Source organism: Pseudoduganella sp. S-14 (assembly GCF_049913285.1).
GTDB lineage: Bacteria > Pseudomonadota > Gammaproteobacteria > Burkholderiales > Burkholderiaceae_D > Rugamonas.
Genome location: NZ_CP183991.1, coordinates 104,445 through 125,631, shown reverse-complemented (window position 1 = coordinate 125,631; position 21,187 = coordinate 104,445). Strand labels below are relative to the sequence as shown.

22 protein-coding genes and 1 pseudogene are annotated in these 21,187 nt (G+C 63.6%); 17 read left to right on the top strand and 6 right to left on the bottom strand.

All coding sequences use genetic code 11. From position 1 onward, the window contains the following. Positions 1-19 precede the first annotated feature (19 nt). The 4 genes from ACN9MZ_RS00540 to ACN9MZ_RS00525 are packed head-to-tail and all read left to right on the top strand — an operon-like array spanning position 20 to position 2,895. Positions 20-658, top strand: a complete 639-nt coding sequence (locus ACN9MZ_RS00540; RefSeq protein ID WP_426340410.1) for a hypothetical protein — start codon at positions 20-22, stop codon at positions 656-658. Further along, positions 655-1,314 carry a hypothetical protein gene (locus tag ACN9MZ_RS00535; RefSeq protein ID WP_426340409.1) on the top strand — a complete coding sequence of 220 codons (660 nt, stop codon included), beginning with the start codon at positions 655-657 and terminating at the stop codon, positions 1,312-1,314. The genes ACN9MZ_RS00540 and ACN9MZ_RS00535 overlap by 4 nt, the downstream gene beginning before the upstream one ends. Next, positions 1,305-1,946 carry a hypothetical protein gene (locus tag ACN9MZ_RS00530; protein ID WP_426340408.1) on the top strand — a complete coding sequence of 214 codons (642 nt, stop codon included), beginning with the start codon at positions 1,305-1,307 and terminating at the stop codon, positions 1,944-1,946. Before ACN9MZ_RS00535 ends, ACN9MZ_RS00530 begins: the two co-directional genes overlap by 10 nt. Positions 1,947-1,998: 52 nt before the next feature. After that, entirely contained in the window at positions 1,999-2,895 is an 897-nt protein-coding gene (locus ACN9MZ_RS00525) for a recombination-associated protein RdgC (RefSeq protein ID WP_426340407.1), read from the top strand. A gap of 7 nt (positions 2,896-2,902) precedes the next feature. Here ACN9MZ_RS00525 and ACN9MZ_RS00520 read toward each other — a convergent pair whose 3' ends face one another. After that, positions 2,903-4,330 carry a PLP-dependent aminotransferase family protein gene (locus ACN9MZ_RS00520; RefSeq protein ID WP_426340406.1) on the bottom strand — a complete coding sequence of 476 codons (1,428 nt, stop codon included), beginning with the start codon at positions 4,328-4,330 and terminating at the stop codon, positions 2,903-2,905. 78 nt (positions 4,331-4,408) lie between these two features. Here ACN9MZ_RS00520 and ACN9MZ_RS00515 point away from each other — a divergent pair, with 78 nt between their 5' ends. Continuing rightward, the gene (locus ACN9MZ_RS00515) at positions 4,409-5,407 is read left to right on the top strand and encodes a TlpA family protein disulfide reductase (RefSeq protein ID WP_426340405.1); all 999 of its coding nucleotides are present in this window, start codon (positions 4,409-4,411) and stop codon (positions 5,405-5,407) included. Continuing rightward, positions 5,404-6,864 (top strand): protein-disulfide reductase DsbD, encoded by a 1,461-nt coding sequence (dsbD, locus tag ACN9MZ_RS00510; protein ID WP_426340404.1) that lies wholly within the window; start codon positions 5,404-5,406, stop codon positions 6,862-6,864. Before ACN9MZ_RS00515 ends, dsbD begins: the two co-directional genes overlap by 4 nt. Before the next feature lies 1 nt (position 6,865). On the opposite strand, the gene ACN9MZ_RS00505 is transcribed toward dsbD, so the two are convergent. Next, a complete protein-coding gene (locus ACN9MZ_RS00505) occupies positions 6,866-7,351 on the bottom strand; it encodes an asparaginase domain-containing protein (protein WP_426166523.1) in 486 nt (161 codons plus the stop codon). A gap of 115 nt (positions 7,352-7,466) precedes the next feature. Between ACN9MZ_RS00505 and ACN9MZ_RS00500 the strand changes: the two genes are divergently transcribed. Next, entirely contained in the window at positions 7,467-8,246 is a 780-nt protein-coding gene (locus tag ACN9MZ_RS00500; protein WP_426340403.1) for an L-asparaginase, read from the top strand. 50 nt (positions 8,247-8,296) lie between these two features. Here ACN9MZ_RS00500 and ACN9MZ_RS00495 read toward each other — a convergent pair whose 3' ends face one another. Continuing rightward, entirely contained in the window at positions 8,297-9,247 is a 951-nt protein-coding gene (locus ACN9MZ_RS00495; RefSeq protein ID WP_426340402.1) for a D-2-hydroxyacid dehydrogenase family protein, read from the bottom strand. A gap of 359 nt (positions 9,248-9,606) precedes the next feature. On the opposite strand from ACN9MZ_RS00495, the gene ACN9MZ_RS00490 reads away from it, so the two are divergent. Continuing rightward, complete coding sequence (locus tag ACN9MZ_RS00490) at positions 9,607-11,469, top strand: phosphoenolpyruvate carboxykinase (GTP) (RefSeq protein ID WP_426166517.1); 1,863 nt, start codon at positions 9,607-9,609, stop codon at positions 11,467-11,469. Positions 11,470-11,514: 45 nt separating this feature from the next. Here ACN9MZ_RS00490 and ACN9MZ_RS00485 read toward each other — a convergent pair whose 3' ends face one another. Continuing rightward, positions 11,515-11,994, bottom strand: coding sequence for a hypothetical protein (locus ACN9MZ_RS00485; RefSeq protein ID WP_426340401.1), 480 nt, complete (start codon positions 11,992-11,994; stop codon positions 11,515-11,517). 439 nt (positions 11,995-12,433) lie between these two features. On the opposite strand from ACN9MZ_RS00485, the gene ACN9MZ_RS00480 reads away from it, so the two are divergent. The 4 genes and pseudogenes from ACN9MZ_RS00480 to ACN9MZ_RS00465 all read left to right on the top strand — a co-directional run bounded on the left by ACN9MZ_RS00480 (position 12,434) and on the right by ACN9MZ_RS00465 (position 14,304). Next, a complete protein-coding gene (locus tag ACN9MZ_RS00480) occupies positions 12,434-13,642 on the top strand; it encodes an RtcB family protein (protein ID WP_426340400.1) in 1,209 nt (402 codons plus the stop codon). Between the two features lie 3 nt (positions 13,643-13,645). Continuing rightward, complete coding sequence (locus tag ACN9MZ_RS00475; protein ID WP_200951750.1) at positions 13,646-13,792, top strand: hypothetical protein; 147 nt, start codon at positions 13,646-13,648, stop codon at positions 13,790-13,792. Positions 13,793-13,796: 4 nt separating this feature from the next. Further along, a pseudogene (locus tag ACN9MZ_RS00470) lies at positions 13,797-13,928 on the top strand (MoxR family ATPase); the annotation flags it as partial. A gap of 46 nt (positions 13,929-13,974) precedes the next feature. Then, a complete protein-coding gene (locus tag ACN9MZ_RS00465) occupies positions 13,975-14,304 on the top strand; it encodes a hypothetical protein (protein WP_426342986.1) in 330 nt (109 codons plus the stop codon). Here the strand turns inward: ACN9MZ_RS00465 and ACN9MZ_RS00460 are convergent, their stop codons facing one another. Further along, positions 14,305-15,021: a DUF6624 domain-containing protein gene (locus tag ACN9MZ_RS00460; protein WP_426340399.1), complete on the bottom strand. Its 717-nt coding sequence runs from the start codon at positions 15,019-15,021 to the stop codon at positions 14,305-14,307. A gap of 341 nt (positions 15,022-15,362) precedes the next feature. Here ACN9MZ_RS00460 and ACN9MZ_RS00455 point away from each other — a divergent pair, with 341 nt between their 5' ends. Further along, entirely contained in the window at positions 15,363-15,809 is a 447-nt protein-coding gene (locus ACN9MZ_RS00455; RefSeq protein ID WP_426340398.1) for a GNAT family N-acetyltransferase, read from the top strand. A gap of 20 nt (positions 15,810-15,829) precedes the next feature. After that, positions 15,830-16,318, top strand: a complete 489-nt coding sequence (locus ACN9MZ_RS00450; RefSeq protein WP_426340397.1) for a GNAT family N-acetyltransferase — start codon at positions 15,830-15,832, stop codon at positions 16,316-16,318. Here ACN9MZ_RS00450 and ACN9MZ_RS00445 read toward each other — a convergent pair. After that, on the bottom strand, positions 16,312-18,852 hold the full coding sequence (locus tag ACN9MZ_RS00445; protein WP_426340396.1) for a kelch repeat-containing protein: 2,541 nt from the start codon (positions 18,850-18,852) through the stop codon (positions 16,312-16,314). The two genes, ACN9MZ_RS00450 and ACN9MZ_RS00445, sit on opposite strands and share 7 nt — an antisense overlap. A 120-nt stretch (positions 18,853-18,972) precedes the next feature. Here ACN9MZ_RS00445 and ACN9MZ_RS00440 point away from each other — a divergent pair, with 120 nt between their 5' ends. From ACN9MZ_RS00440 to ACN9MZ_RS00430, 3 genes are all read left to right on the top strand, one after another. After that, complete coding sequence (locus ACN9MZ_RS00440; protein ID WP_426340395.1) at positions 18,973-19,590, top strand: TetR/AcrR family transcriptional regulator; 618 nt, start codon at positions 18,973-18,975, stop codon at positions 19,588-19,590. Positions 19,591-19,793: 203 nt separating this feature from the next. Then, on the top strand, positions 19,794-20,399 hold the full coding sequence (locus tag ACN9MZ_RS00435; RefSeq protein ID WP_426340394.1) for a 2-hydroxychromene-2-carboxylate isomerase: 606 nt from the start codon (positions 19,794-19,796) through the stop codon (positions 20,397-20,399). Between the two features lie 56 nt (positions 20,400-20,455). Further along, entirely contained in the window at positions 20,456-21,175 is a 720-nt protein-coding gene (locus ACN9MZ_RS00430) for a hypothetical protein (protein WP_426340393.1), read from the top strand. The last annotated feature ends 12 nt before the right edge of the window (positions 21,176-21,187 follow it).

Genomic DNA, 21,187 nt, shown 5'->3' with positions numbered 1-21,187 from the left:
CTGCAAACCCGGATTACCTATGCAAGCCAATGCTGTTCATCGCCCGCTTCGGCGCGCCTGGCTGGTGCTGATCGCCCTGGGCCACCTGGCAGTGCTGACGGCCTGGCGCCCAGCCGCACGCCAGGCGCAGCAAATGGCCGGGCAGCCGGAAGGTGAGCTGATCTTGCTGAAGTTGCCGCCCCTGCAGGCTGCCGCGCCGCAAGCCCCGGCCCGTCCTGCACCACCCCCGGTTGCCAGCGAAGCAGCTCGCCCGGACGCGCCGCCCGCCGCTACCGAGGCAATGCCGCAATCGATCACCCTGCCGTCGCCAGCCAGCGAACCGGCCGACCCGTTTGCCAGGCCCTTGGCGCCCGCTGAAAACTTGCTTGAGAAGGTGCGTAAATCCGCCGCCAGCGTCGACCGCCAGTTGCGCAAGGAAAGCCTGAACAAATTTGCCACCATGGTGGACGAGGACAAGGCAGCTGGCTTGTCCATCACCGGCGGCCTGCCGCCAAGGCCATTCGAGCCGGAGAGCTTCGCCGGCACCAACGGCATGGTTCACAAACGCTATATGCTGCGCGGGAAGATGGTTTGTGAGGAGGTGGACCACATCGGGATCGGTGGCCACGATCCGTTCCGCAACGGCTCGAAAGCCCGCTTGGTGAGATGCCCCAAATGAGCCTTCCCTTCGGGCCGCGCCGTGGCAAGGCCTGGCTGGCAGCGATCGTCCTGGCGCACGCTGCGCTCTTCCTCTGCTGGCGCGGCATGCCCTACGTGCGCCAGGCCAACGTGCAGCGCGAATCCGAGCTGGTCTACCTGCAAGCGCCCACCCGGCCGGCAAAACGCCCGCCAGCCGTCGCCGCGCCATCCGTGCCTGCCGTATCCCCGGCTTCCCGGCGTAGCGCACCGCCGCCGCCGATGGTCAATACCGCGACGGCGCCGGCAGCTTCCGATACCGCTCCGCCTGTGGCGGAAGCGGTAACGGTGCCCGCTACCACCAGTGAGGACCCGTTTGCCAAGCCAGTACCGCCGGCGGAGAGCCTGCTGGAGAAAAACCGCAAATTGGCCGCCGGCGTGGACCGCCAATTGCGCAAGGAGAGCCTGAACAAGTTCGCCACTATCGTAAGGGAAGAGAGTCCGCTGGCCCGGCAGCTGGCACGTGCCTACAACGGGCAAGTGGTGCTGGAACAGGTGTCCGACCTGGGCGACGGCCGCACCATGAAACGCTTCCGCGCCGGGGGCAAGGAATGGTGCGAAGTGGTGAACCTGGTGGGCGCAGCGGGGCAGGACCCTTTCCGCGACGGCAACAAGGTACAAGTAAAGACATGCCCCTGACAATCGCTCGGCCCAGGTACGGCTGGCTGGCGCTGGTCGCGGTCCTCCACCTGGCCCTGTTCGCGTGCTGGCGTTTCAGCGCGCGGCTTACGGTGCCACGGCTGCCGCAGCGCGAGGGCGAGATTGTGTTCCTGACTCAGGCGCCCGCCATGCCTGGCATGCCCGCCAGGACGGAGCGGCCGCGCATGCCTGCCGCGGTGACACAGCCGCGGCGCAGCGCCGTGGCATCGACCAAACCGGCGGCAGTGTTGACGGTACCGCCAGCCGCGCCTGCGCCCGGGACAACGGCGCCCGATCCTTTTGCGCAACCGGCGCCCGTGGTGGAAAGCGTGCTGGAACGCTCGCGCCGTGCCGCCATCGGCGTGGACCGTGAACTGCGCAAGGAAAGCAAAAATGACAACGATCGCGTGCTGGCGCACGAACCGAAACTGGCGCAGGACATCGCCCTCGCCTACAAGGGTTCCGGCGCATTTGCGATGGCTGAAACGGTGTTGCCCAATGGCGACACCTTGGCAAGGGTCACCACGCCCTTCACCAGCTACTGCATTCTCAAGCGCGGCAACCGCAGCGGCGCGGGGCTGAATGCCATCGACAACGCGGGCAAGACATTAATTGTCAGCTGCCCTAAATAGCACCTGCTAAAATGTCGTTCCTTTGAAATGCTCAGCTAGGCTGCAAACAAGTATGTGGTTTAAGAATCTCCAGGTTTACCGTCTGCCCGCCCCATGGGCATTTACTCCAGAACAACTCGAAGAAGCTCTCCAGGCACAGTCCTTCTCTCCTGCCAGCAGCAATGAGCTGATGCGCCAGGGCTGGGACAAGCCGCGTCCAAACGGTGGCTTGGTGCACGTCGTCAACAAGCAGATGCTGATGGTGCTGGGCACCGAGAAAAAGCTGCTGCCGTCGACCGTGGTCAACCAGGTTGCCAAGGCGCGTGCCGCCGAAATGGAAGAGCAGCAAGGCTTTGCCCCTGGCAAGAAAGCCATGAAAGAGCTCAAGGAACGCGTGCACGACGAACTGCTGCCGCGCGCCTTCACCATCCGCAGCAACACCTGGTGCTGGATCGACCCGGTCAATGGCTGGCTGGTGGTCGATGCCGCCAGCCCGGCCAAGGCCGACGACGTCATCAAGCATCTGCTGAAAGCAGTCGACCGCATGCCGATCGAAAGCCTGCGCGTGCAGCGTTCCCCGGTCGGCGTGATGACTGCATGGCTGCAGGATGACGAAGCGCCAGCCGGCTTCACCGTCGACATGGACACCGAGCTGCGCGCCACCGGCGAGAGCAAGGCAGCGGTGCGTTACGTGCGCCACACCCTGGAGCCGGAAGAAGTCCGCCGCCACATCGCCGCCGGCAAGCAGTGCACCCGCCTGGCCATGACCTGGGACAGCAAGATCAGCTTCGTGCTGACCGAAGCGCTGGCTATCAAGGGCGTCAAGCCGCTGGACGTGATGAAGGAAAACGATGCCGTTACCCGCAACGACGAGGAACGCTTCGACGGCGACTTCATGCTGATGACCGGCGAGCTGTCCAAGCTGCTGCAGGACGTGGTCGACGCCCTGGGCGGCGAAGCGAAAGCCTGAGTTCCCCCTACGCCCGCGTGAGCGCCAGCAGGCGCTCGCAATAGCCCGCGGCTTTGTCCTCGGGCACGTTGGTCACGCCAAGCAGCAGCCCGCCGGCGGCGGGCGCTGCCCCGGCATACCATCCCGACAAGGCGGATGGCGTCATGCCAAGGCTGCGCGCCCGCGCAGCGACTTCCACATCGTTGACACCCGGCGGCAATTGCAGCAGCACGCCCAGTGCTGCCGGTGCATGGATGGCGCCCAGGCGATCGAATGCCGCACCCATTGCCGCCCTGCGTTCCTGGTACAGCCGTTTCATATGCCGCAGGTGGCGCAGGTAGGCGCCGCCATGCAGGAATTCCGCCACGGCCAGTTGCACCACGGGCGGCGGCGCGCTGCCGCAGGTCGACGCCGTTTGCGCCAGCAAGTCCGCCAGTTCCGGCGGCGCCACCAGGAAGCCCACGCGCAGCGATGGCGTCAGGGTCTTGCTGAAGGTGCCAAGATGCAGCACGCGGCCATTGCGGTCCTGCGAAGCCAGCGCCGGCGCGGCACGCCCTTGCGGCTGGAGCTCGCCCAGGTAATCGTCCTCGACAATCCAGGCGCCCGCCTGCGCCGCCCACTCCAGCAAGGCCTGGCGCCGGCGCAGGGACAGGGTGACGCCAAGCGGCGCCTGCTGGCCCGGCGTCACCACGGCCAGCCTGGCGTGCGGCGCCAGTTCCACGCCTGCCGCAACGTCCATTCCCTCGGGATCGACGGGGACCGGCACCAGCTTCAGCCCCGCCGCAGCGAGTGCATCGCGGGTGGCCATATAGCCCGGTTGCTCGATCCATGCCTGCTCGCCTTTCAACTCCAGTGCGCGCAGGAGCAGTCCAAGCGCACCGGCATAGCCATTGCAGACCAGTACCTGCCCGGGCGTGCAATCGAGGCCGCGCGCCACGCAAAGGTAGGCCGCGATCTCGGCGCGCAGTGCATGTTCGCCACGCGGATCGGGATAAGCGAGGGGCATCGCAGCGGCCGTGCGCGCCGCCCTGCCCATCACCCGTGACCACGTCTTGAAGGGGAAGGCGTCCTGGGCCGGCACGCCGACCTGGAAAGGACTGGTGCTGACTGCCCGGCCGGGGAAAGCCTGCACCACTTCCAGCGCTGCCGCACCGGGCGCAGCGCGCGGCGCCTCGCTGCCTGTCCGGCGTACACCTGCCACGGTGCCGCCGGCGCAGACGAAAGTGCCGGCCGCGCCGGCGGTGCAGACCAGTTGTTCATCGCGCAGCCGTTCATAAGCCTGCCGCACCGTGCCGCGTGCGACGCCCAATTGCGCAGCCAGGTCATGCCAGGAAGGCAGGCGGGCTTGCGGCGCCAGCCGCCCATCGCTGATCGCGCCGCGCAGGCCGAGAAAAATCTGGTCCGCCAAGGTGGCGGCGGCTTTGCGGTCAATGGCAAGGTTCAGTTGATGGTACATAAATTCAGTGCAATCTTGCGTCTTTTTGATGGCCCAAGGCAAAGGTACCATGGTTTATCCCAATCCACGAAAGCCATCATGTTCAAGTCCTTGATCACCGTCCTCCTGGTGAGCCTTTCCACCGTCCCTGCGCATGCCGACGAAGCCGGCAGCGGCGCCAGCCGCGCCAAGCTGGCCGGCAAGGCCCTGATCGGGCAGCCGGGTCCCGCCGCGGTACTGCAAACCATTGACGGCCAGCGCATCGACCTCGCCTCGTACTACGGCAAGAAGCCGGTCTACCTCAAGTTCTGGGCCACCTGGTGCGTGCCTTGCCGCGAGCAGATGCCCGCCTTCGAGAAGGCCTTCCAGCAGTACGGCGACAAGCTCGCCATGGTCGCCGTCAATGCGGGCTACAGCGACACCGAGACGGAAGTGAAGAGCTACCGCGCCCAACGTGGCTTGCACATGCCAATCGTCATTGATGACGGTTCGCTGGCGGCCAGCCTCAACCTGCGCGTCACGCCGCAGCACATCGTGATTGGCCGCGATGGCCGCATCCAGCACATCGGCCATTTGCATGACAAGGAACTCGAGAACGCGTTGCAGCGCGCGGTCGACGAACGTGCGTCCGCCAGTCCCGTGGCGCTGGCGCCGCAGGCAACGCCGGCCCGTGCCGCGTTCAAGGTCGGCGATGTCGCACAAGGGCTGCCGCTGCCTGCCGCCCAGGGCAAGCCGCGCGCACTGATGTTCTTCTCGCCGTGGTGCGAGTCCTACCTGCGCGAAAGCCGCCCGGCGACGGCGCAAGCTTGCCAGCGCGTGCGCGAAGAAGCCGAAGCGCTGGCGGCAACTCCCGGCGTTGAGTGGCTTGCCGTGGCGTCGCCGGTCTGGTCGTCCGAGAAGGAGGTCGCCGAGTTCGCACGCAGCAAAAAGTCGCGCATGGCCATGCGGCTGGACAAGGACGGCGCGCTGTTCAATGCCTTCAGCGTGCGCCAGATTCCCAGCATCGTATTGCTCGACCGCGATGGCCGCGTGGCGCGCATGATGGGGCCCGAGGAACGCGGCCTGGCGCAGGCCGTACACGCCCTGCAGGTGCAATGATGCGGCGCGTTTTGCTGGCGTTGCTGCTCACGATGCTCGGGCTGGCGCGGGCGGTGGCGCAAGACTTCCTTGAGCCGCAAGCCGCCTTCCGCTTCTCGGCGCGCATGGCCGATGGCGGCACTGCGGAAGTCAGTTTCGACATCGCCGACGGCTACTACATGTACCGCGAGCGCTTCCGCTTCAGCGCCGACGGCGCCGAACTGGGCGCCCCCGAACTGCCGCCGGGCAAAGTGAAATTCGACCAGACCTTCGGCAAGGAAGTGGAAACCTACCGCCACCGCGTCACCGTGCGCGTGCCGGTCCAGGGCGAAGGCCCCTTTGTGCTGCGCGTGACGAGCCAGGGATGCGCCGACGCGGGCCTGTGCTACTCGCCGATGGATTCCGGCGCCACGCTGGAAGCGGCAGCGCCGCTGGCGCAAGTACTGCAAGGCGGCCGGCTGCTGAAGATCGTGCCCCTGTTCCTGCTGCTCGGCCTGGGCCTGGCCTTCACGCCCTGCGTGCTGCCGATGGTCCCGATCCTGTCATCGATCATCGTCGGCGACAAGGCAAGGCCGAGCCGCAAGCGCGGCCTGCTGCTGTCGGGCGCGTATTCGCTTGGCATGGCGCTGGTGTACACGGCCTTCGGCATCGCAGCGGGATTGGCCGGCGAAGGCCTTGCCGCATCGCTGCAGCAACCGTGGGTGATCGGCGCGTTTGCCGTGCTGCTGTCCACCCTGGCGTTATCGATGTTCGGCTTGTACGAGCTGCAGCTGCCGGCAGTCCTGCAGTCACGCCTGGCCGACAGCGCCAACCGCCGCACCGCCGGCAAGCTGGCAGGCGTGTTCGGCATGGGCGCCATTTCCGCCTTGATGGTCGGCCCCTGCGTCGCTGCGCCGCTGGCCGGCGCGCTGGTCTACATCAGCCAGACGCGCGACGTGCTGGTCGGCGGCTGCGCGCTGTTTGCGATGGCGGCAGGCATGAGCGTACCGCTGGTGCTGGTTGGCATCTCCGCAGGAAGCCTGCTGCCGCGAGCAGGATCATGGATGGTATGGGTCAAGCGCGGCTTCGGCATCATGCTGCTGGCGCTGGCCGCGTGGATGGCCTTGCCGCTGCTGCCGAACCGCCACGCCTCCGTGCTGCCATTCAAGCAAGTCGCCAATGTGCAGGAATTTGAAGCGGAGCTTGCGAAAGGCCGCCCCGTCATGCTCGATTTTTACGCCGACTGGTGCGTGTCATGCAAGGAAATGGAGAAGCTCACCTTCAGCGCCGCACCGGTGAAGGCCGCGCTGGAAGGCGTCGCGCTGCTGCAAGCCGACGTGACGGCCAACAGCGAGCAGGACAAGGCCCTGCTGAAACGCTACGGCCTGTTTGGACCGCCCGCCATCATCCTGTTCGATGGCGAGGGCAGAGAGAGGGCGCGGGTCATCGGCTACCAGGATGCCGCGCGCTTTCAGCAAACGCTGGCAAAACTCAGGTGATTCAGAGCGGCTGGAATACGCCAGCCGCCTTGTTCTTCTGCACGTTATCCCAGGCGAAGATCTGGCCGTTCATCGCCACGTACACGCCAGGCGGCAGCACCTGCGCCACGCCGCAGGCAAAGCCCATGTTGAAGAAGGCGTCGGAATTATCGATCTCGTAAGGAATCATGGCGCCGGTGAAGACGATTGTCTTGTCCTTGATGGCCGGGCCCAGGACGGCCGCGGTCTGCGGCATGGTATCGGTGCCGTGCACGATCACGATGGCTTTTTCCGAAGCGGCCTGGCAGGCTGCCAGCACGCGCTGGCGATCGGCATCGACCATGTCCAGCGAATCGAGCAGCGACACGACTTCCAGCTCGCAAGGAGTGGTGATACGGGCGCGCTTGATCGCGGCAGGCAGGTGACTTTCGGTGAAAGCCAGGGTGCCATTCAGTTCGTTGTAGTGCTTGTCGAAAGTGCCGCCGGTAGCGATGATGCGCAGGGTCATGATGAATTAAAATGAAATCGATGAATGGCGTGCATGATAGCCGAAAAAGTTTGCCACTTCCGGCTGGCATTCCGCCGAACAGTTGACTACACTGGGTTTTTTGCCCGGCCAGACCATGAAAGCGCTCGCACCAGGAACCGTGATTTTCCACCGCTACCGCGGCTATGGCGTCATCACGGCTGTCAATTTGCTGACCGGCTGGATTTCCGCCCGGTTTGGCAACGAGTCGCGCACGCTCGACCTGAACCTCTCCACCGACGAAGTGCAGTTTGCCGACGGCGAAGCAATCCTGTTCCGCCGCGCCCCGCCCGACCGCATGCCGCACGCGCGACTGATGGCGGTAGTGCGCGAGTTGCACAAGGCCGGCTACCAGAAGTTATACCTGTACTCCTGGCCCAAGCCATCCGGCCTGCATTGGCGCTGGCATTTGTTCACCGGGCCGCGCGACTGGATGCAGCGTTCCTGGCGCGAAGGCTGGTACGGCTCCGGCGCCGAATACATTTTCAACCCCGTGATGGGCTGGGGCGACCAGCCCGGCGCCACGACGGAAGAACTGGTACACGCCCTGGCCAAATTCGACCCGCAAGGACTGGCGCAAGCGCTCGGCCGCGACGAAGACCACACCGAATGGTTCGCGCGCGTGTGTGACGCCCTGCTCCCCGGCTACATGTACAGCCTCGACATGCAGCGCCCGAACGGCGGCCTGCTGACAGACATGCCCGCGGTACCGGTAGTCCCCGTCCGCGCCAACCTCCCGCCCTACTGCGGCGCCCCGATCACCTGGCCTCCCGGCTGGGCCGGCCTCTGGAGCAAAGTCCACGCCATGCCCCCACAGCCCAGCCCGTGTCCCACCATGGGGTCACACCCGAAATGGGACACGGACCCGGCTGTGTAGCGGCACAGTTCGTGTCTCGTTTCGGGTGTGACCCATGGTGGGACACGGGCTCAGCCGCTGATGTGGTTGACCAGGTTCTGGAAGGCGTGGCGGAAGTAGAGTTCGTAGCTGGCTTTTTCGACGTAGCCGAGGTGCGGTGTGCACAGCACGTTTGGCATGCGCAGCAGCGGTGAATTTTCCGGCAGCGGTTCGGTTTCGAACACGTCCAGCGCTGCATAGCCGGGATGGCCGGCCTTGAGTGCTTCTTCCAGCGCGCCAGCCGCAACCAGCTCGGCGCGGCTCACGTTGACGAACAGCGCGTCGCGCTTCATGCGCGCCAGGTCTTCGGCCGTGACGATGCCGCGCGTGCCTTCGGCCAGGCGCAGGTGCAGCGACAATACATCCGCTTCGCCAAAGAAGGCTTCACGCGATGCGGCGGCTTCGTAGCCGTCGGCCGCGGCTGCGGCGCGGCTAGCCTCGCTGCCCCAGACAATCACGCGCATGCCAAACGCCTTGGCATAACCCGCTACCAGCTTGCCAATCTTGCCGTAACCCCAGATCGCCATCGTGCTGCCCGCCAGCACCAGGCCCAGCGTGTTGTGCTCATGGCTGATCGACACCTGCTGCCATTGTCCGTCGCGCAGCTTGCCGGCGTACTGGAACAGCTTGCGCCGCGCTGCCATCACCAGCGCCCACGTCAGTTCCGCGGGCGCGGTCGGCGAACCTACGCCTTCCAGGACTGTGATGCCAAGTTCGCGGCAGGCTTCCATGTCGACATGCCCGCTCACCTTGCCAGTCTGCGAAATCACTTTCAGGTTAGGCAGCTTGGACAGCAAGGCGCGGTTGAATGCCGTGCGCTCGCGGATCAACACCAGCGCCTCAAACGGCGCCAGGCGCGCCACCAACTGGCCCATGCCCTTCACGGAATTATTGAAAACCTTGACCTCGTGGCCATCCAGGAGTTTGAAGCATTCCAGGCTACGAGTTGCATCCTGGTAATCATCGAGAATCGCAATTTTCATGTCAGTTAGCAGATTTTGTGATGAAAATGGTAGGGAAATAACAGGTTTGTGAATATCTTGAATAGCCTACTACATTAGTCGGGCAATATTCCTACATTTTTGTCGGAAGCGCGGGATCGCAGGTGTACAATCGGCCAAATTCAAGGAGCCCGACCGGGTAAGCCCGGCAGGCTTCAGCAGCATATGTTCCAGCGACCGGGCACATCCCCGCCTGGCGCTCGCGCCCTCGAGTAATCGGGCGCATCGACAGAACCGCCGTATTTCGCCGAAGTATCAATTCTTCCGCGCAAGCTATCAGCTGACGACGATTCCTGCCGTGCCGGGACAAGACAGAATTCTTTATTGGCATTGGAGGTACTATGAATCAGCCCGTTATGGGAGGCGTTGTAACCATGAACGCACCAGCTTACATCAAACAGCAAAAGCTGATCAATTGGGTGGCGGAAGTCGCCGCATTGACCAAGCCGGCTCGCATCTACTGGTGCGACGGCTCGCAGGAAGAGTATGACCGCCTGTGCGCTGAAATGGTTGCCGCCGGCACCATGAAAAAGCTGAACGAAGCAAAGCGCCCAAACTCCTACCTGGCTTGCTCCGACCCAACCGACGTCGCCCGCGTTGAAGACCGCACCTTCATCTGCTCGCAGACCAAGGAAGCGGCCGGCCCGACCAACAACTGGATGGACCCGCAGGAAATGCGCGGCACCCTGAACGGCCTGTTCGACGGCTGCATGGCCGGCCGCACCATGTACGTGGTGCCGTTCTCGATGGGTCCATTGGGCTCGCCGATCGCCCACATCGGCGTGGAACTGTCCGACTCCCCATACGTCGCCGTCAACATGCGCACCATGACCCGCATGGGCAAGGCCGTGTACGACGTGCTGGGTACCGATGGCGAGTTCGTGCCTGCGATTCACACCGTCGGCAAGCCGCTGGCCGCCGGTGAAAAAGATGTGCCATGGCCATGCAACGCCACCAAGTACATCGTGCACTTCCCTGAGACCCGCGAGATCTGGTCCTACGGTTCCGGCTACGGCGGCAACGCGCTGCTGGGCAAGAAGTGCTTCGCACTGCGTATCGCTTCCACCATGGGCTACAACGACGCCAAGAACGGCGGCGAGGGCTGGCTGGCAGAACACATGCTGATCCTGGGCGTTGAATCCCCGGAAGGCAAGAAGCACTACGTTGCTGCCGCCTTCCCTTCGGCTTGCGGCAAGACCAACTTCGCCATGCTGATCCCGCCGAAGACTTTCGACGGCTGGAAAGTCACCACCATCGGCGACGACATCGCCTGGATCAAGCCGGGCAAGGATGGCCGCCTGTACGCGATCAACCCTGAAGCAGGCTACTTCGGCGTGGCTCCTGGCACCAACACCAAGACCAACTCGAACTGCATGTCCTGCCTGAACGAAAACACCATCTTCACCAACGTCGCGCTGACCGACGATGGCGACATCTGGTGGGAAGGCCTGACCAAGGAGGCGCCTGCGCACCTGGTCGACTGGCAAGGCAAGGACTGGACCCCGGCGTCCGGCACCAAGGCATCGCACCCGAACGCGCGCTTCACCGTGGCCGCAACCCAGAACCCTGTGATCGACCCTGCATGGGATGATCCAGCCGGCGTGCCGATCTCCGCCTTCATCTTCGGTGGCCGCCGCTCCACCACCGTGCCGCTGGTGACCGAAGCGCGCGACTGGATCGAAGGCGTGTACATGGCTGCGACCATGGGCTCCGAAACCACCGCTGCCGCCGCTGGCCAGCAGGGCGTGGTGCGCCGCGACCCGTTCGCCATGCTGCCGTTCATGGGCTACAACATGAGCGACTACTTCCAGCACTGGCTGGACATGGGCAAGCGCCTGGAAGGCAAGGGCGCCACCCTGCCTAAGATCTTCTGCGTCAACTGGTTCCGCACCGACGAAAACGGCCACTTCGTATGGCCTGGCTTCGGCGACAATATGCGCGTGCTGAAGTGGATGCTGGAACGCGTTGAAGGCACCGGCGGCGGCGTCGAAAACATCTTCGGCACCACCCCACGCTACGGCGACATTTCGTGGGACGGCCTGCCATTCACCGCCGAGGAGTTCGAGACCATCACCTCGATCGACAAGGACGCATGGCGGGCGGAGCTGAAGCTGCACGCTGAATTGTTCGAGAAGCTGGCATACCACCTGCCGCAAGAGCTGAAGGACAATATGGCCAAGCTGGAGCAGCGCCTGAACGGCTAAGCTTTACCGCTTCCACCAAGAACGCGTCCCACGGGACGCGTTTTTTTATTCCCTGTCCGCAGTCGACCATTCCGGACGCTTTTCGACCGGCACCTCCGCCTGGTCGAAGCTGTCGACCTCTTTCATCGTCCGCACGTCGTACAGCGTCTCGATTCCGGCGAAATGCAGGCCGCCGCAATCGGTGGCGACATGCGTGCCGTCCTTCCAGTACCAATAGTCGCGAATAATCTGCCCGCACTTGCTGGAGCGCGTGCGGCCACCGTGATAGACGTGCACGTCGGTGGGCCACTTCCGTCCATCCGCGGCGAAATACGAAAGCACGAGCCAGGCTGCAGACTCGCCGTCGGGAGCGAGCCGGACATCATCTGCCCTTCGGTCCGTCGTCAGCCTGATGTCCTTGCCGGATGCAGTCACGACGTGCACATTCCTCGCCTTGTCGGCATAAGCCTTGACCAGGCTTCCCGCGCTGGCAGTTGAACAAGCGATGAAAAGCGCGCCAGTAGACACAATACCGCGAAATTTCATTCAACATCCCCAATAATTAACCAGGTACCTATTCCCAATAAGCTTCCGTGAAATTTGTTGAAACTGCAATGTAAATATGAGGAAGGCGGAAGCTGTCCACGGGGCCGCGAGTGCCGCATGGGAGCTGCTGATCGCCAAGCTTGCCAAGGTGGCAGCCGAGAAAAACATCAGCCTCGATTGAAGCGCTGAAAGTTTTTCTTGACACGTGATTTGCAATAGGCGCAGAATCCCGTCCACTGATTTTTTAATAACCCCATTTTCGAAAGGACGACCATGCCACGTACGGCTATCAACAATCTGCAAATGAGATAGCCCCGCAGCGCGAGCGCTCGGGGCAGGCAATCAAGCCACCCGAGCCGGTCGTTCTTCCAACACGAACCCCGGCCAGGAAACTCGCCGGGGTTTTTGTTTCTACAGCCCCGGCATAACGAAAGTCGTTATGCCAATTAAGCAAAGCCTGCACAAAGGCCTGGTGCCTGTGCACATCTATACGGATGACATTGATCATTCGGCCATCCAGCAACTGCTGAATATTTCGAACCTGCCGATCGTGCATCCGCACGTGGCGGCCATGCCCGACGTTCACGCCGGCATCGGCGCAACCGTCGGCAGCGTGATCCCGACGCGCGGCGCCATCATCCCCGCCGCTGTCGGCGTCGACATCGGCTGCGGCATGAATGCCGTGCGTACGACGCTGACCGCGAGCCAGTTGCCCGACAACCTGGCGCGCGTGCGCAGCACGATCGAAACGCTGGTGCCGGTCGGCTTCGAGCAGCACGCCTTCGACAAGGTGCGCGGCTCCGCCCACGCCCGCGTCGGACGCCCGCTGAACGACCGCCTGGACCGCATCGTGGCGCGCCACAAGGGCATCATGAAGATGCAGCACAAGTTCGCGCAGACCTGGATCTGCCAGCTTGGCACCCTGGGCGGCGGCAACCATTTCATCGAGTTGTGCATCGATGAAGAGCAGCGCATCTGGATCATGCTGCATTCGGGCTCGCGCGGCATCGGCAATGTCATCGGCCGCTACTTCATTTCTGCCGCGCGCAAGGAAATGATGCGGCATAAGGTGAACTTGCCGGACCGCGACCTGTCCTACTTCAGCGAAGGTTCGGAACTGTTCGAGGATTATGTGGAAGCAGTGGACTGGGCCCAGGACTACGCCATGCTGAACCGGCGCGAAATGATGCGCCGCGTGGTGGCTGCACTGGAGCCGCACGTACCGCCGTTCAAGCTCGATGGCGAGGCGATCAACTGCCACCACAACTACGTGGCGCAGGAATCGCACTTCGGCCACAAGCTGTACGTCACCCGCAAGGGCGCCATCTCGGCGCGCGACGGCGAGCTGGGGATCATCCCAGGCAGCATGGGTGCCCGCAGCTACATTGTGCGCGGCAAGGGCAGCGAACAATCGTTCTGCTCCTGCTCGCACGGCGCCGGACGACGCATGAGCCGCAGCGAGGCGAAACGCAAGTTCAACCGTTTCGACCTGGCCGAACAGACGCAGGGCATTGAGTGCCGCAAGGATGGCGGCGTGGTGGATGAAATCCCCGCAGCCTACAAAGACATTGACCAGGTCATGGCACACCAGTCCGACCTCGTCGAGATCGTGCACACGCTGAAGCAAGTCGTGTGCGTGAAAGGATAAATCATGAAGGTAACCATCAAACTACCGAAGCCGCGCAACCCGCTGGCCGTGCTGGCGCGCCAGCGCAAGGCCGGCGGCCACCAGCGCGTCGAACAATCGCGGCGCGCGCTGAAGCAGCAACTGCGCCGCCAGTTGGAACGGGAGGAGTGAGCGCATGCAATCGGCGATCATGTTGAACCAGCAGCAGGCGATCGGTTTCCTGCTGCACGTTGCGATTACCCGTCCTGTATTCATGTGGGGCCCGCCGGGAATCGGCAAGAGCGCCCTGGTGCGCCGCTTTGCGGAAGCAGTCGGCATGGAGCGCGTTTCCCTGCTCGGCAGCCAGCTGCGCGATGAGCCGTTCGTGCTGTTCCTGGACGAACTCAACGCGTCGTCACACGATCCAGAAAGCGTTCTATTCGCTGATCCTCGACGAATCGGCGAACCTGCTGGACCGCTTCACCTTGCGCGGACGCGGCGGAACCGTGCTGCAGCCGGGCTTCGACCGCCTGCGCGACCTGGCGCATAGAGGGGAGCTGCCGGCGCATGGCCCGGTGCTGGTAGTGACGGACGGCTGGTGCGAGGACAAGCTCGAGACGCGCATGGACCACGCCTACCTGCTGGCCGACGGGCGCCGCTTGCCGTTTATCCCGCGCGGGGAAGTCTTCTACATGACCGAATAGCTACTGGCCGGAAGAGGCGGGCATTGGCGGCAGCCCCATCATCTTGCGGCGGATGTCGAGTCCGCTTTCGTCTTCGATCACGACCGGCTTGCCGCTGGCGAGCTGGGTGCCGTAGCGTTGCGGCAGTCCCTTGGCGACACGCAGCCTGTCCTCGGCTTGCGCCAGTTGCGAGCCCGGCACGTCATTCTCCGCCTGGGCCTCGCGCAAGGCTGGCAGCAGGGCTTCCAGTTCCTTCTGGGGCACACGCATCAGGACTGTGAACGCATTCTGCGACAATTCGGGCCCGGCGAAGCGCGTGCCGGGCCAGCCGTGGGAGGCGACGATAGTCTTCAGGCGCGCCAGTTCCTTGCGGTCGCGTGCCGCGTCGCGCTTGCCTGGAGCGCCCATGCTTTCCAGCGCGCGGATGGCGGCCAGCTCGCGGGTGTCGAGCACCTTGCGCCTGATGATGATTTCTTCGCCGACGATTGTGGTGGCCGCACCGCCAGTGCGAATGGTCACCCGCACATTGCCGCGGGCATGCGCGGTGCCGCGGTTGTCCTGCTCGACCTGGTTCGCTTCCACCTGCACCGTGTGTTGCTGGCCGATGGGCAGCATGATGCGTGCAACCTCCTTGCCCGCCGCCAGTGTCTGTACGCTGATGCGGCTTGGCTCAGCCGCCGCGGCAAACCCATGGCAGGCCAGCAGCAGAGGTAGCGCAAGCTTGAGGACGCTCATCATGGACTTACGGTAGCAAACCTGCGGGAACATGGGAGCACGGATGGTTGCGGCTATGTCCTGAACAAGAACGCTGGGTGAATATTTATACAAAGTTTTTCTTGACACCACATTCGCGTAGAGCGCAGAATCAGCGCTCGTTAGTTGTATAACCCAGATCAAGAAAGGACAGTCATGCGCAATTTCGCTATCACCTGCATTAAGCACACCAGATAGCCCTGATGCGCGTGCGCTCGGGGCACTGGCAAATGCCACCCCGAGCCGGACGTCCGACGACAAACCCCGGCGAGGAAACTTGCCGGGGTTTTTGTTTTTTCGCCCCCGGCGCAAGGAGGAAAGGAATCATGGAGATCCAACTCAAAGCTGTCACCCGGCAGAACTTCGACGACATCACCGACTTGCGGCTGCTGGACCACCAGCGCGACTACATTGCCAGCAACGCCTACTCGATTGCGCAGGCCAGCTTCTACCCGCAGATGCAGGCGCGCGCCATTTATGCCGAGGACGAGCTGGTCGGCTTCCTGATGTACGTCGACCTGGAACTGGAAGGCCAGCCCGGCGAATTCGGCGTGTGGCGCCTGATGGTGGACATCCTCCACCAGGGCAAGGGCTACGGCCGCAAGGCGCTGCAGGTGGCGCTGGCAGAGATCCGGGCACGCGGCGGCGTGCGCAAGGTCTGGATCAGCTACCAGCCCGACAATATCCGGGCCAAAGATCTTTACGCCAGCATGGGCTTCGTCGAAACCGACATCGACGAGGATGGCGAAATGAACGCAGTATTAGAGCTGTAACGAAGAAGAAGGAGTCATGAATGAGACCATATCAACGCTTCCTGAGGAAATGGATTACGACCAACCTGCACGTGGTCACCAAGGAAAATTTCGCCGACATCGCCGAGCTGGAACTGCATGAATACCAGCAGGACCACGCGGCAGCCACCATGTATGCGATTGCCGAAGCCAGCTTCCACCCCAACTATCACTGCCGCGCCATCGCCGACAAGGACGGCGTGGTGGGCTTCCTGATGTACGCCGCCCCCGGCGCCGAAGATGAAGCGGGCGATTACGCGATCTACCACCTGATGGTGGACCGCCGCTTCCAGGGCAGGGGCCACGGCCGCCGCGCGGTCGAGCTGGCGCTGGCCGAGATCCAGAAGCACGGCGACGTGCAGCGCATCTGGACCAGCTACCGTCCGGACAACGCCGTGGCGAAGGATCTCTACGCCGCCTGCAGCTTCATCGAGGCCGGCGTAGAGGAAGACGGCGAGATGTACGCCGTCTGGTGTCCCGATCCTTACTGAGTGAAGTTCAGGGTGTAGGCGCCGGACCGGCCGGAGTAGTAGCTGGTTGCCTCGATGGTGTAGTTGCCCCATGCACCCGCCGGCAGCGTGTAGCTGATGCGCGAATTGGTGCCGCCACCGCTATCGTCGTCGGAGCTGATGATATTGCCGGCGCCGTCACGCAGGTAGAGGTAGGTATCGAAGCTCGACGAGCTCAGGGTGATCGTCACTACCCGGCCTGGCAAGACGCCGAAGGTGTAGCGGTCAGTGTAGTAACCGGTGCCGCGTGCGCCGGCCGGACAGGTCGATGACTGCAGGTTGCCATAAGCCGGTTCGCCGCTGACGATCCCTTTGCTGCAGACGGTGGGCTGGGTCGAGGCCTGCTGGTTCAGGCTCAGTGGCAGTGTCAGGCCGCCGCCGCTGAGGGTTGCGGTGGCGCTGCGGGCCGCGCCGGCATTGGCGCTGACCGAGTAGGCGATGCTGCCGTTCCCGCTGCCGCTGATGGCGCTGGTGATGCTCATCCAGCTAGGCACGCCGGACAAGCTCCAGTTGCAGCTTGCCGGCGCTGCCACCGTAAAGTTGCCGCTGGTGCCCGTTGCCGGGAAGCTGGTGTTGGCAGGGGTCACGCTCCAGGTGGCGCAAGCAGAACCGGCCTGGCTCAGTTTTGCGATGCCGACGCCGTCGGGAGTGGACGCCGACATGTAGTCGCTGCGCGCGGCGCCGGTATTGGGCGCGATATTGAGGCTGAAGCTGCCGTTGCCGGTACCCGAAGAACCGGACGTTACGCTGACCCAGGTGACCGGTACGGCCAGGGCCCATTTGCAGGTTGCGGCGGCAGTGATGGTGCCCGTCGTGCTGCCGCCGGCGGCCGCAAATGATGCATTGCTCAAGCTGATGACCGGTGGCGTCGGGCACAGCTTGCGGGCGTCCTGGGTGAAGGTGAACGTCGTCGCATACCCCATCGAAGTCACCTGTCCCGATCCGCTGCGCGAGGCCGTGGTATCCGGATTGGCGGCCACCGAGTAGGCGATGCTGCCGTTGCCGCTGCCACTGGTCGCTCCGGTGGCGGTGACAAAGCTCGGCATGGAGGCCACGTTCCACGGGCAGCTGGCGGCGGCGAAGACGCTGAGCGAGCCGGTGCCGCCGGAACCGCTGACAGTCGTGGTGGTCGGCGAGACGACTGGCGCCGATGGGCAACTGGCCGATGCCACCTGCGTGACGGTGACGGTTTCATTCCCCAGCAAGAACGATGCGGTGCGCGATGTGCCGCTCAAGTTGGTGGTGGACTTGAACGTCATGGCAAACGAGCCGCCGGACGGCATTTGCTGTGGATTGGCGCCGTCAACGGAGAGCCAATCTGGCAGGTTGGCCGCCTCGAAACGGCAGCCGGGTGCTGCATTGACGGTAAAGCTGACCGTTCCAGCATCGCCGCCGACGTTCTGCGTGCGCACCGGCACGGTCGTCAACTGGCTGGAGCAGGCCTGGTCCCAGATTGCGGCATACGCCGTGGAGTCGTTTTGTTCGGCTCCGCCGGCAAGCAGCACGTTGCCGTCGGGCAGGCGCGACACGCTCAGGTCGCGCTTGCGGATGCGTTGCGGGCCGCTCAGGTTCCAGCTACCGCTGGCGGCGTTGTAGCGCATGAGTTGACGGTTATAGCCTGCGGTGTAGACGATATCCGCGTTCGGCAGCACGGTGGCAGTCTGCGGCTCGAAATCAGCCGGCATCTCGGCGCCCGGAGTGAAGACGCCGGTGGCCGGATCGTAGATTTCAGTGCTGCGCTGGGACATCGTATTGCGACCGCCAGCCACCAGGACCTTGCCGTCCGCCAGCAGCACCGGTTCGATGGTTGAGCGCCCGATCGACATCGGGCCCGTGGCGCTCCACAGATTGGTGGCGGGATCCCAGATTTCGGCCCGGGTGCTGTACGGAGCATAAGGCGCGGGCGCCGTACTGGCTTCGCCGCCAACCTTCATTACGCGGCCGTCGGCCAGCACCACCAGGCCATGCCAGCCCGAGTTCTCGACAAAGTTGCCGGTTTTGCTGAAAGTGCCGGTCGCTGGATTGAAAATATCGGCATATCCGCCGGTGGAATAGCCGTCTTTGCCCATCACCATCACCCGGCCATCAGGCAGCAGGCGCGCGATGGTGCGAAAGCGCATGGAGTTCATGTTGCCGGCGGCGGTCCATTGGCCGGTCGCAGGGTCGTAGATTTCGGCGGTGTTGGTGTAGGCACCCGCCGGCGTCATGCCGCCGGCAACCAGGATGCGGCCATCCTGCAGCGTGACCGAGGCATGCTCGCGGCGGGCAGTCAGCATTGGCGCGGCGGGCGTGAACTGGCCGGTGACAGGATCATAGATTTCGGTGCTGGCGTAAATCGGGGCGCCGGGCGTGGATACGCCGCCAGTCAGCAGGATGCGGCCGTCGGGCAGGGCGCTTGCCTGGTGCAGCATGCGCGGCACGGTCATGCTGCCGGTCGAAACCTGGGCTTGGGCGGACAGGGTGGCGCAGGCCAGCAGTGCGGCTGCTGCGAGTTGGCGCAGTGGGGTTGGGTACAAAGCTTTCTCCTCAGATATTTCCCGGGCACAACTCTATTCATATTTGCGAAATAGTCAATCAAAAAAAATAAGGAAATATTCAGGTTTGATATTTCGCACATGTGTGCTAAAGTTGGGTGCATGGACACCTTGACCTCAAAAAGCGAAGCGACCTTCGCCACCATCCTCGACGCCGCCATGGAAATGGCCGCGGCGGAAGGCATCGGCAAGCTGTCGCTGGGCGAGATCGCCAAGCGTACCGGCATCAGCAAGAGCGGGGTGTTTTCGCGCGTCGGTTCGCTCGAGCAGTTGCAATGCGCGGTGCTGGACGAGTATGACCGCCGCTTTGCGGCTGAAGTCTTCATGCCGTCGCTGTCCCTGCCGCGCGGCCTGCCGCGCTTGCAGGCCCAGGTCGCGGCGTGGTTCCAGCGCGCGGCCGACGAGGCGCTGCGCACCTCCTGCCTGTATACGGCGGGTGCTTTCGAGTTTGACGACTACGAAGGCAGTGCAGTGCGCGACCGCCTGGCACAAGGTGCGCTGGCTTGGCGCGCATCGCTGCGCAAGACCATCCTGCAGGCGATGGAAGCCGGCCAGCTGCGGCCGGACACCGAGCCCGAGCAACTGGTGTTCGAGATTTACAGCCTGGTAGTGGGCCTGCTGCACGATGCCCGCTTCCTGCGTGACGAGCAGTCGCCGCGCCATGCGCAGCGTGCTTTCAACCGCCTGATTTCGACGTACAAGAGTTTCAACGATTTATGATTTTGGGTTGCCGCGGGTTCGCCTGCGGCCTTTTTTTAACCGAACTTCGCACGGGCGTGCGAAATTGGAGAAAGAACATGCGATTCCTGCTTTTGCTGGTGCCGGTCGGCATCTACTTCATGAGCCACAGCAGCCTGTGGGGCATCCTGCGCGGACTGCCGAAGAGCAATAACGATTTTGGCGAAAACTACTAAGGAGCGGCCATGGTCCTCGACTTCTACTTTGATTTTGCCTCGGGCTATTCCTACTTTGCCGCCCGCCGCATCGAATGGCTGGCGGCGGCCAACGGCGCCACCGTGCGCTGGCATCCGGTGCTGCTGCCGGCGCTGACCCAGGTAACCGGCGTCCTGCCGTCGCCGGTGGTGCCGGTCAAATGGAAGTACGTCACGCGCGACATGCAGCGCACGGCGCAGGATGAGGCGATCCCTTTCAATCCCTCCAGCGCCTTCCCGCAAATGCTGATGGCGCCGGGCCGTGCCATGCTCTGGGTGCGTGCCAACCATGGCGACGATGCGGCGGTGTCGTTTGCGCGCACCTGCTTCCAGGCCTATTACGCCGACGGCGTGGACATCGCGGACAAGGCGGTGCTGCTGGGGATTGCCGAGAGCCAGGGCATCGACGGCTCTGCCTTCCTGGCGGGCATGGAAGACCCGGCGATCAAGGCGCAGTTCAAGCAGGGCAATGAGGATGCGCTGGCGCTGGGCGTGTTCGGCGTGCCCTTCGTGCTGGCGGACGGCGAGCCGTTCTGGGGCTACGACCGCTTCCCCCAACTGGAGCGCTGGCTGGCAGCATCGCGCCGGGCTACCTAGTGACAGCCGGCAGCGTATTGCTTATCCTTGCATGTACTTTGTTTAAGAGGATGGACATGAACCTGAAGCGCGCGGCAATCACGGCCATACTGGCCATGATTGCGCTGCCGGCCCTGGCGGAATCCCAGGCTTGCAGCGAGCAGGAACTGGATATGGTTGCCACTTTCCTGACGGAGAGCGGAAAACGCAAGGGTAGTGAAGATGAGCCGGCAGCCATTGCAAGCGCTTGCAAACCATGGCCTGGAAAGGAGCCGTACACCATCGGTTTTGTCGTCTACGAAGGCGGGACGCAAGACGGAAAGCGGCTGCTCGTTGCCCTGCTTGACCGTGCACATGCCAAGGTCGTGGCCAGCAGTTGGCGTGTGGCCGAGGAAGACGCCCTGCTGCGATACGTGGATGGAATCCGGATCGATACGGCCCGCTATCAATTGCAGCCAGGCTTGCGCGCGTTCGGCGTCGACATCAACACCCATTCGCCGCGTTATGCGGAGGGTGGCTACGGCGCACTGCGTACCCTGTATGTACGCGAAGGCTCCGCTATTCGCCCGGTCCTTTCCGACATGCCGGTTTCGCGCTGGAGCTACCTGGGCGAAGTGCAGTGGGAGCCAGGAAAAGATGGCGAGCCGGCGCCCGAACCGGATATCGAGCGCCTCGAGTACACCATCAGCATTGCTGCAACCCGTACCAAGGGCTTTGCAGACCTTCTAGTCACGCGTAAATCAGACCAGCAGGATACGAAGCCCACTATCCAGTTGCTGCGCTACGACGGCAAGTAGTACCCGCTGCCG